This window comes from Streptomyces sp. CHD11, assembly GCF_018638295.1.
Lineage (GTDB): Bacteria > Actinomycetota > Actinomycetes > Streptomycetales > Streptomycetaceae > Streptomyces.
Genome location: NZ_JABTTS010000061.1, coordinates 1 through 10,472 on the forward strand (window position 1 = coordinate 1; position 10,472 = coordinate 10,472).

The 10,472-nt window shown below is 72.1% G+C and carries 8 protein-coding genes and 2 pseudogenes; all 10 read left to right on the forward strand.

Going from position 1 to position 10,472, the window contains the following annotated elements:
• Positions 1-154 (forward strand): annotated as a pseudogene (locus tag HTV45_RS34685) (ABC transporter permease); the annotation flags it as partial.
• A pseudogene (locus tag HTV45_RS32945) lies at positions 147-1,107 on the forward strand (ABC transporter ATP-binding protein). The pseudogenes HTV45_RS34685 and HTV45_RS32945, both read left to right, overlap by 8 nt.
• Before the next feature lie 377 nt (positions 1,108-1,484).
• The gene (gene hpnC, locus HTV45_RS32950; RefSeq protein WP_215209566.1) at positions 1,485-2,396 is read left to right on the forward strand and encodes a squalene synthase HpnC; all 912 of its coding nucleotides are present in this window, start codon (positions 1,485-1,487) and stop codon (positions 2,394-2,396) included.
• Positions 2,393-3,340 (forward strand): presqualene diphosphate synthase HpnD, encoded by a 948-nt coding sequence (gene hpnD / locus HTV45_RS32955; protein ID WP_215209567.1) that lies wholly within the window; start codon positions 2,393-2,395, stop codon positions 3,338-3,340. The genes hpnC and hpnD overlap by 4 nt, the downstream gene beginning before the upstream one ends.
• Before the next feature lie 118 nt (positions 3,341-3,458).
• Complete coding sequence (hpnE, locus tag HTV45_RS32960) at positions 3,459-4,886, forward strand: hydroxysqualene dehydroxylase HpnE (protein ID WP_215209568.1); 1,428 nt, start codon at positions 3,459-3,461, stop codon at positions 4,884-4,886.
• Between the two features lie 92 nt (positions 4,887-4,978).
• Positions 4,979-6,043, forward strand: a complete 1,065-nt coding sequence (locus tag HTV45_RS32965) for a polyprenyl synthetase family protein (RefSeq protein WP_215209572.1) — start codon at positions 4,979-4,981, stop codon at positions 6,041-6,043.
• A 115-nt stretch (positions 6,044-6,158) separates the two neighbouring features.
• Positions 6,159-8,276, forward strand: coding sequence for a squalene--hopene cyclase (gene shc, locus HTV45_RS32970; protein WP_215209569.1), 2,118 nt, complete (start codon positions 6,159-6,161; stop codon positions 8,274-8,276).
• On the forward strand, positions 8,276-8,917 hold the full coding sequence (locus HTV45_RS32975) for a 1-hydroxy-2-methyl-2-butenyl 4-diphosphate reductase (RefSeq protein ID WP_215209570.1): 642 nt from the start codon (positions 8,276-8,278) through the stop codon (positions 8,915-8,917). Before shc ends, HTV45_RS32975 begins: the two co-directional genes overlap by 1 nt.
• A 5-nt stretch (positions 8,918-8,922) precedes the next feature.
• Entirely contained in the window at positions 8,923-9,945 is a 1,023-nt protein-coding gene (gene hpnH, locus HTV45_RS32980; RefSeq protein ID WP_215209571.1) for an adenosyl-hopene transferase HpnH, read from the forward strand.
• Positions 9,946-9,949: 4 nt separating this feature from the next.
• A partial coding sequence (locus tag HTV45_RS34690) for a flavodoxin-dependent (E)-4-hydroxy-3-methylbut-2-enyl-diphosphate synthase (protein ID WP_308309817.1) occupies positions 9,950-10,472 on the forward strand: 523 nt, incomplete at its 3' end.

Here is a 10,472-nt window from a genome sequence, read left to right on the forward strand (position 1 = left end):
CATGGACCTGGTGCGCTTCGCGCTGATCGACGACTACGGCTCCTCGTACCTGCCCCCGCACGTGTGGGCGTTCGCGCTGGGCTGGGCACTGCTGGCCGGCGCGGCCGGATTCGTCTACTTCTGGAAGTCCGAGGAGAGGTACGGCCGTGGCTGACGACAGGACGGACGCGCGGGTGCCCACCGTCATCGCCGACGAGCTGCACATCGTCTACCGCGTCAACGGTGCCAGGACGGGCAAGGGGAGCGCCACGTCGGCGCTGAGCCGCATCCTGAGGCGGGGTGAGGAGCGGGGGGTGCGCGAGGTGCACGCCGTGCGCGGGGTCTCCTTCGTGTCCTACCGGGGCGAGGCCATCGGCCTGATCGGTTCCAACGGCTCCGGCAAGTCCACCCTGCTGCGGGCCATCGCCGGACTGCTGCCCGCCGAGAAGGGCAAGGTCTACACCGACGGCCAGCCCTCCCTGCTCGGCGTCAACGCCGCCCTGATGAACGACCTGACCGGCGAGCGGAACGTCATGCTGGGCGGGCTCGCGATGGGCATGACCCGCGAGGAGATCAGGGACCGCTACCAGGAGATCGTCGACTTCTCCGGCATCAACGAGAAGGGCGACTTCATCACCCTGCCGATGCGCACCTACTCCTCCGGCATGGCCGCCCGGCTGCGCTTCTCCATCGCCGCCGCCAAGNGACTTCATCACCCTGCCGATGCGCACCTACTCCTCCGGCATGGCCGCCCGGCTGCGCTTCTCCATCGCCGCCGCCAAGAACCACGACGTCCTGATGATCGACGAGGCGCTGGCCACCGGCGACCGCAACTTCCAGAAACGGTCCGAGGCCCGCATCCGGGAACTGCGCAAGGAGGCCGGCACCGTTTTCCTGGTCAGCCACAACAACAAGTCGATCCGCGACACCTGCGACCGCGTGCTGTGGCTGGAGCGCGGCGAGCTGCGCATGGACGGGCCGACCGACGAGGTNTTCCTGGTCAGCCACAACAACAAGTCGATCCGCGACACCTGCGACCGCGTGCTGTGGCTGGAGCGCGGCGAGCTGCGCATGGACGGGCCGACCGACGAGGTACTCAGGGAATACGAGAAGTTCGCGGGGAAGTAGCCCGATCGGCCGCCGGGCCGGACCCGGACCCGGCCCCCGCCGGAGCCGTCCGGCCGGGGCCAGGACTCCCTGCCGCGGCGCCAACGTCCGCCGGGACAGGGAGTCCTGGCGCCCACAGGCGTCTCGTTCCGGTGCCCGGTGACCCCCGACGATGCGCACGGCGTTGTACAACGTAAGCTGTACCGGTCCCGAAAGACGGCAATCAGGGCCATAATGCCCGACACAATCCAGCGATACCGCCGGGTGAAAACCTGAGCGGCGTGTCCGAAATAGTGTGCATTGGGTCAGCAGTGTAGAACGGGAGATGTGACGGCAATGGCTACGGAAACTCCCCGGGTGAACGCAGCGCGTGCCGTCCCCGCCCCGGGCAGTCCGCGATGACGCCCACCGCAGCGGCGTCCGCCGCCGGCGTCGAGCGTGCCACGCTCGGCAAGGCCTCCGCCGAGAACTTCCCCGTGGCCCCCTTCTTCCTGCCCCGGTCCTGGCGAGACGACCTCATGGCCGTGTACGGCTTCGCCCGTCTGGTCGACGACATCGGCGACGGCGATCTGGCCCCCGGCGGCGCCGACGCCCGCCTCCTCGGGGTGCCGGCGGACCGGGCCGGGGACCGGACGCTACTCCTCGACGCCTTCGAGGCCGATCTCCGCCGGGTGTTCGATCCGTCCGGCCCGGAGCCCCGCCACCCGCTGCTGTGCCGGCTGCTGCCGGTGGTCCGCCGCCACGCGCTGACCCCCGGGCCGTTCCTCGGGCTGATCGCCGCGAACCGCCAGGACCAGCTCGTCAAGCGCTACGAGACCTACGACGACCTGCTCGCCTACTGCGAGCTGTCGGCCAACCCCGTCGGCCGCCTCGTCCTCGCGGTGACCGGGACCGCCACCCCTGAGCGGATCCGCCGCTCCGACGCGGTCTGCACGGCGCTGCAGATCGTCGAGCACCTCCAGGACGTCGCCGAGGACCTCGGCCGCGACCGCGTCTACCTGCCCGCCACGGACATGAAACGGTTCCACGTCCGGGAGGCGGACCTCGCCGCACCCACCGCCGGCGCCTCGGTGCGCGCACTCGTCGCGTACCAGGCGCAGCGCGCCCGGGACCTGCTGGACGAAGGCGCTCCCCTGGTGGGCAGCGTCCACGGCAGGCTCAGACTGCTGCTCGCGGGGTTCGTGGCGGGAGGACGGGCGGCCGTCCGGGCGATCGCCGCCGCCGAATACGACGTACTTCCCGGCCCGCCCAAGCCCGGCAAGCTCCAGTTGCTGCGCGAGGCGGGCGTGACTCTGCGAGGAAAGGGGTGATCCGGACCGTGGAGTCGCAACCCGCGTCCGCACCGGTACTCGCCGCCTACAGCTACTGCGAGACCGTCACCGGACAGCAGGCACGGAACTTCGCCTACGGCATCCGGCTGCTGCCGGCACCGGAGCGGCGCGCCATGTCGGCGCTGTACGCGTTCTCCCGGCGGGTCGACGACATCGGCGACGGCGCGCTGCCGGACGACGTCAAGGTCACCCGGCTCGAGGACACCCGGGCACTGCTCTCCAGGATCCGCGACGGTGCCGTCGACGAGGACGACACCGACCCGGTCGCGGTCGCCCTCGCGCACGCCGCCACCCGTTTCCCGATCCCGCTCGGCGGCCTGGACGAACTCATCGACGGCGTCCGGATGGACGTACGCGGCGAGACCTACGAGACCTGGGACGACCTGAAGGTCTACTGCCGCTGTGTCGCGGGCGCCATCGGGCGGCTCTCGCTCGGCGTGTTCGGTACCGAACACGGGGCGCGCGGCGCCGAGCGCGCCCCCGAGTACGCCGACACGCTGGGGCTCGCGCTCCAGCTGACCAACATCCTCAGGGACGTCCGGGAGGACGCCGAGGGCGGGCGGACCTATCTGCCCGCGGACGACCTCGCCAAGTTCGGCTGCTCGGCCGGCTTCGACGGGCCGACGCCCCCGGAGGGCGCCGATTTCGCGGGACTGGTCCACTTCGAGGTGCGCCGGGCCCGCGCGCTCTTCGCCGAGGGCTACCGGCTGCTCCCGCTGCTCGACCGGCGCAGCGGCGCCTGCGTCGCCGCGATGGCCGGCATCTACCGGCGCCTCCTGGACCGAATCGAGCGGGAACCCGAGGCCGTGCTGCGCGGCCGGGTCTCGCTGCCCGGACGGGAGAAGGCGTACGTCGCCGTGCGCGGTCTGTCAGGGCTGGACACCAGGCACGTGAACCGGCGGGCCGTCAGGGGGCGTGCCTGATGGACACCCCGCTCCCCGCCCCGAAGCGGCGGGCAACCCTCCGCCCCGGCGCCGCGTCCCAGACTGAGACGACCGGCCGTGCACCGTCCGCGCGGCCCGGCCGGGCAGGGGAGGGCGCATGAGCCACGGCACACGCACCGAGGGGCCGCGCACCGACGGCCCCGTCCCGGCGGGCCGGCACGCGGTCGTGGTCGGCGGCGGCCTCGCCGGCGTCACCACCGCGCTCGCCCTCGCCGACGCCGGGGTGGGCGTCACCCTGCTCGAAGGCCGGCCGCGCCTGGGCGGGCTCGCCTTCTCCTTCCGGCGCGGCGACCTGACCGTCGACAACGGCCAGCACGTGTACCTGCGCTGCTGCACCGCCTACCGCTGGTTCCTCGACCGGATCGGCGGAGCGGAGCTGGCACCGCTGCAGGACCGTCTCGACGTACCCGTGGTCGACCTGGAGCGCCCCGAGGGACGCCGGCTCGGCAGACTGCGGCGCGACGCGCTGCCGGTCCCCCTGCACCTGGGGCGCAGCCTCGCCGCCTATCCGCATCTGTCACTCGCCGACCGGGCCGCGGTGGGCCGGGCCGCCCTCGCGCTGAAGGGGCTCGACCTCACCGATCCGGCCCTGGACGACCAGGACTTCGGCAGCTGGCTGGCCGCGCACGGCCAGTCGGCCCGGGCCGTCGAGGCCCTGTGGGACCTGGTCGGTGTCGCCACCCTCAACGCGGTCGCGGGCGAGACGTCCCTGGCCCTCGCCGCGATGGTGTTCAGGACCGGTCTGCTGTCCGACCGCTCCGCGGCCGACATCGGGTGGGCCCGGGTGCCGCTGGGTGAGCTGCACGACCGGCTCGCCCGCAAGGCGCTCGACTCCGCGGGCGTGCGTACCGAGATCCGCACCCGTGTCACCTCCGTCTGCGCCGACACGGCCGGAGGGTGGCGGGTGGAGGTTCCCGGCGAGACGATCCGGGCCGACGCGGTCGTTCTCGCCGTACCGCAGCGCGAGGCTCACGACCTGCTGCCCGAGGGCGCGCTCGACGACCCCGGCCGGCTCCTCGGCATCGGCACGGCGCCCATCCTCAACGTCCACGTGGTCTACGACCGCCAGGTCCTCGCGCGGCCCTTCTTCGCGGCCCTGGGCACCCCCGTGCAGTGGGTCTTCGACCGCACCGAGGCCTCCGGGCTGAAGCGGGGCCAGTACCTGGCGCTGTCCCAGTCGGTCGCCCACGCCGACATCGACGAGCCGGTCGCCGCCCTGCGCGAGCGCTACCTGCCCGAACTCCAGCGGTTGCTGCCGCGCACGCGGGACGCACGCGTCGAGGACTTCTTCGTCACCCGGGAACGCACCGCCACCTTCGCTCCCGCCCCCGGCGTCGGACGCCTCAGGCCCGGCGCCCGCACCAAGTCACCCGGCCTGTACCTGGCCGGCGCGTGGACCGCCACCGGGTGGCCCGCGACCATGGAGGGCGCGGTCCGCAGCGGTGTCGGCGCGGCGGACGCCGCACTGGACGCCCTCGGCCGGCCCCGCCCCCGCCACCTCTTCGCGATCGAGGAGGCGGCCTGATGCTGCAACGGAGCGGTGCGGCAGGCTTTCGCGCCGCCGGTACCGCGACAAGAGCCACCGGTACCGCAACAAGAGGAGAGACTGTGCCCACTGTGCCCCCGGCCCCGCAGGCCGCTCTAAGGACCGCGGTGGACGTGACCGCGCTCCTGGAGCGCGGGCGGACCCTGGCCACGCCGGTACTGCGGGCGGCCGTCGACCGCCTGGCGCCTCCCATGGACACGGTCGCCGCCTACCACTTCGGCTGGATCGACGCGCAGGGCAGGCCCGCGGACGGCGACGGCGGCAAGGCCGTGCGCCCGGCGCTCGCCGTGCTGTCCGCCGAGGTCACCGGGGCCGGCCCCGAGACCGGCGTCCCCGGCGCGGTCGCCGTCGAACTGGTCCACAACTTCTCGCTGCTGCACGACGACCTGATGGACGGCGACGAACAGCGCCGGCACCGCGACACCGTCTGGAAGGTGCACGGCCCCGCCCAGGCCATCCTGGTCGGCGACGCGCTGTTCGCACTGGCCAACGAGGTGCTGCTGGAACTCGGCACGGTCGAGGCGGGCCGCGCGGCCCGCCGGCTGACCACGGCGAGCCGCGCGCTCATCGACGGACAGGCCCAGGACATCTCCTACGAGCACCGCGACCGCGTCAGCGTCGAGGAGTGCCTGGAGATGGAGGGCAACAAGACCGGCGCCCTGCTCGCCTGTGCCAGCTCCATCGGGGCTGTGCTCGGCGGCGCCGACGACCGCACCGCCGACGCGCTGGAGACGTACGGACACCACCTCGGCCTCGCCTTCCAGGCCGTCGACGACCTCCTCGGCATCTGGGGCGACCCGGACGCCACCGGCAAGCAGACCTGGAGCGACCTGCGCCAGCGCAAGAAGTCCCTGCCGGTCGTGGCCGCGCTCGCGGCGGACGGTCCCGCGTCCCGGCGGCTCGGCGAGATCCTCGCGGCCGACGCCAGGAGCAGCGACTTCGCGAACTTCTCCGAGGAGGAGTTCGCGGCCCGTGCCGCCCTCATCGAGGAGGCCGGCGGCCGCGAGTGGACCGCGGGCGAGGCACGCCGTCAGCACACCATCGCCATCGAGGCCCTGGACGCCGTGGACATGCCCGACCGGGTACGGGAACGGTTCACGGCGCTCGCGGACTTCGTCGTCGTACGAAAGAGATGATCACTATCGGTCGAATAGCCCTCGCGTAGTCGCCGGCCGGCGCCAGGGAGAACGGCACCGGCCGACGGCGGACCCACAGCAGACACCACTTTCAGGACTGCACGAAGGGGAAGCCATGACAGCGACGACCGACGGAAGCACCGGGGCAGCATGGCCGTCCCGCGTGACCGCGGCCAGCGAAAACGACACCGACGTCCCCGAGGCGGCCGGGGCTCCCGACATCGCCGCCCGCGCCATGCGGCGCGCCGCCGACTTCCTGCTGTCCCGGCAGGACGATCAGGGCTGGTGGAAGGGCGACCTCGAGACCAACGTCACGATGGACGCCGAGGACCTGCTGCTGCGTCAGTTCCTCGGCATCCGTGACGAGGACACCACCCGAGCCGCCGCCCTGTTCGTCCGCGGGGAGCAGCGCGACGACGGCACCTGGGCCACCTTCTTCGGCGGGCCGGGCGACCTCTCCGCCACCATCGAGGCGTACGTCGCCCTGCGGCTGGCCGGGGACCCGCCGGACGCCCCGCACATGGCACGGGCCGCCGCGTGGATCCGCGAGCGGGGCGGCATCGCCTCCGCCCGCGTCTTCACCCGGATCTGGCTGGCCCTGTTCGGCTGGTGGAAGTGGGAGGACCTGCCCGAACTCCCGCCCGAGCTGATCTGGTTCCCCTCCTGGGTACCGCTCAACATCTACGACTTCGGCTGCTGGGCCCGGCAGACCATCGTGCCGCTGACGATCGTCTCGGCCAAGCGTCCGGTGCGCCCCGCCCCGTTCCCGCTGGACGAACTGCACACCGACCCGCACTGCCCCAACCCTCCCCGGCCGTTCGCCCCGGTGCGGAGCTGGGACGGCGCCTTCCAGCGGCTGGACAAGGGCCTGCACGCGCTGCGCCGTGCCGTCCCGCGCAGGCTGCGCGCGGCGGCCGTGAACACCGCCGCCCGCTGGATCATCGAGCGGCAGGAGAACGACGGCTGCTGGGGCGGCATCCAGCCGCCGGCCGTGTACTCCGTCATCGCGCTGCACCTGCTCGGCTACGACCTGAACCACCCGGTGATGCGCGCAGGCCTGGAGTCACTGGACCGATTCGCCGTGTGGCGTGAGGACGGGGCCCGGATGATCGAGGCCTGCCAGTCCCCGGTGTGGGACACCTGCCTCGCCACCATCGCGCTGGCCGACGCCGGCCTGCCGCCCGACCATCCCCAACTGGTCAAGGCCGCCGACTGGATGCTCGGTGAACAGATCGTGCGACCCGGCGACTGGTCCGTACGCAGACCTCATCTCCCGCCCGGCGGCTGGGCGTTCGAGTTCCACAACGACAACTACCCCGACATCGACGACACCGCCGAGGTGGTCCTCGCGCTGCGCCGGGTCCGGCACCACGACCCCGAGCGGATGGACAGCGCGATCGGACGGGGGGTCCGCTGGAACCTCGGCATGCAGTCGAGGAACGGCGCGTGGGGCGCCTTCGACGTCGACAACACCAGCCCCTTTCCCAACCGGCTGCCGTTCTGTGATTTCGGCGAGGTCATCGACCCGCCGTCGGCCGATGTCACCGCGCACGTCGTGGAGATGCTCGCCGTCGAGGGGCTCGCCCACGACCCGCGCACCCGGCGCGGCATCCAGTGGCTCCTCGCCGAACAGGAGCCCGACGGCTCCTGGTTCGGGCGCTGGGGTGTCAACTACCTCTACGGCACCGGCTCCGTGGTTCCCGCGCTGACCGCGGCCGGCTTTTCCGTCTCGCACCCGGTGATCCGGCGGGCGGTCGCCTGGCTGGAGAAGGTGCAGAACGACGACGGCGGCTGGGGCGAGGACCTGCGCTCCTACCGGGACGCCCGGGGGTGGAGCGGCCGGGGCGCCTCCACCCCGTCACAGACGGCCTGGGCGCTGATGGCGCTGCTGGCGGCCGGGGAGCGGGACTCCACGGCGGTCGAACGCGGCGTCCGGTGGCTGGCCGCAACCCAGCGCGAGGACGGCTCCTGGGACGAGCCGTACTTCACCGGCACCGGCTTCCCCTGGGACTTCTCCATCAACTACCACCTCTACCGGCAGGTCTTCCCGCTCACCGCGCTCGGCCGGTATGTGCACGGGGAACCCTTCAGCAAGGCGCCGGCCGTGACCGCGAGGTCGGCACCCGGGCCGGCGGACGCACCCGGGCCGGGGGACGCACTCGGGCCGGGGGACGCACTCGGGCCGGCGGACGCCGCCGGGCCGCAGTCGCTCGCCGAGGCGAAGGGAAGCTGATGAGCTCCCAGCCCGCCCCGGCCCCGCTGTTGATCGCCTGTGCGCTCGGCATCGAGCAGTTCGCCCTGCGCAGGCGGGAACGGGGAGTTCCGGGCGGGCCGGTCACCGTCCTGCGTACAGGCATGGGTCCGGCGGCCGCCGAGCGCTCCGTCACCCGGATGCTCGCCGGTCCTGCCCTGCGCGACGCGGCCGTCCTGGCCACCGGATTCTGCGCGGGACTCGCCCCCGGCATGCACCCGGGCGACCTGGTCGTCGCCGGGGAGACACGGGACCCGCGCGGCAGCGTCCGCTGCGTCGGCACCGAACTGCTGGTGAAGGAACTGATGCGCGCGGTGCCCGGGCGCACCGTCCACACCGGCCCGCTCACCGGCTCCGACCACGTCGTCCGGGGCCAGGAACGGTCCGGTCTGCTCGCCACCGGCGCGATCGCGGTCGACATGGAATCGGCGGCCACGCTTCTGAGCGCCGTCCGGACGGGCGAGCGCCCGGTTGCGGCCGTCCGGGTGGTCGTGGACGCTCCAGAGCACGAACTGGTCCGAATCGGCACGGTCCGCGGTGGAATATCGGCTTTCCGTGTCCTTCGATCCGTACTTCCGGCGTTCTATGAATGGCACCGTTCCTTGCTGCTCCCCAGGAGGTGAGCCAGATGGCCATGCCGCTGCGTCAGTCCATCAAGGTCGCTACATACTTGGCCGAACAGAAGCTCCGCAGGCGGGACAAATTCCCGCTCATCGTCGAACTCGAACCGCTCTTCGCCTGCAATCTCAAGTGCGAGGGGTGCGGGAAGATCCAGCACCCGGCCGGGGTGCTGAAGCAGCGGATGCCCGTCGCGCAGGCGGTGGGCGCGGTCCTGGAGTCCGGGGCGCCCATGGTGTCGATCGCCGGCGGCGAGCCCCTGATGCACCCGCAGATCGACGAGATCGCGCGCCAACTGGTGGCCAGGCGCAAGTACGTCTTCCTGTGCACCAACGCCCTGCTCATGCGCAAGAAGATGGACCTCTTCACCCCCTCGCCCTACTTCGCGTTCGCCGTGCACATCGACGGCCTGCGGGAGCGGCACGACGAGTCCGTGGCGAAGGAAGGCGTGTTCGACGAGGCCGTGGAAGCCATCAAGGAGGCCAAGCGGCGCGGCTTCCGGGTCACCACCAACTCGACGTTCTTCAACACCGACACCCCGCAGACCATCGTCGAGGTGCTCAACTACCTCAACGACGACCTCGAGGTCGACGAGATGATGATCTCGCCCGCCTACGCCTACGAGAAGGCCCCCGACCAGGAGCACTTCCTGGGCGTGGAGCAGACCCGGGAACTGTTCAGAAAGGCATTCGCGGACGGCAACCGCCGCCGCTGGCGGCTGAACCACTCCCCGCTGTTCCTGGACTTCCTCGAGGGCAAGGTCGACTTCCCGTGCACCGCTTGGGCGATCCCGAACTACTCCCTCTTCGGCTGGCAGCGCCCCTGCTACCTGATGAGCGACGGCTATGTGCCGACGTACCGGGAGCTGATCGAGGACACCGACTGGGACCGGTACGGCCGTGGCAAGGACCCGCGCTGCGCCAACTGCATGGCGCACTGCGGCTACGAGCCCACCGCGGTCCTCGCCACCATGGGATCCCTGAAGGAGTCGCTGCGCGCCCTGCGCGAGACGGTCTCCGGGAACCGGGAGTGAGGCCATGACCGCCGTTGCCCTCGGCATGCCGTCCGCTGCGACCAGGCTCGCCGGGCGCCGGAAGACCCGGCAGATCCAGGTCGGTTCCGTGGCGGTCGGCGGGGACGCCCCCGTGTCCGTGCAGTCGATGACGACCACGCGGACGTCCGACATCGGCGCGACCCTCCAGCAGATCGCCGAGCTNCGGCGGGGACGCCCCCGTGTCCGTGCAGTCGATGACGACCACGCGGACGTCCGACATCGGCGCGACCCTCCAGCAGATCGCCGAGCTGACCGCGTCCGGCTGTCAGATCGTGCGGGTGGCCTGTCCCACCCAGGACGACGCGGACGCGCTCGCGACCATCGCGCGGAAGTCGCAGATCCCGGTGATCGCGGACATTCACTTCCAGCCCAAGTACGTCTTCGCCGCGATCGAGGCGGGCTGCGCCGCGGTGCGGGTGAACCCCGGGCAACATCAAGCAGTTCGACGACAAGGTCAGGGAGATCGCCCGGGCGGCCAAGGACCACGGCACCCCGATCCGGATCGG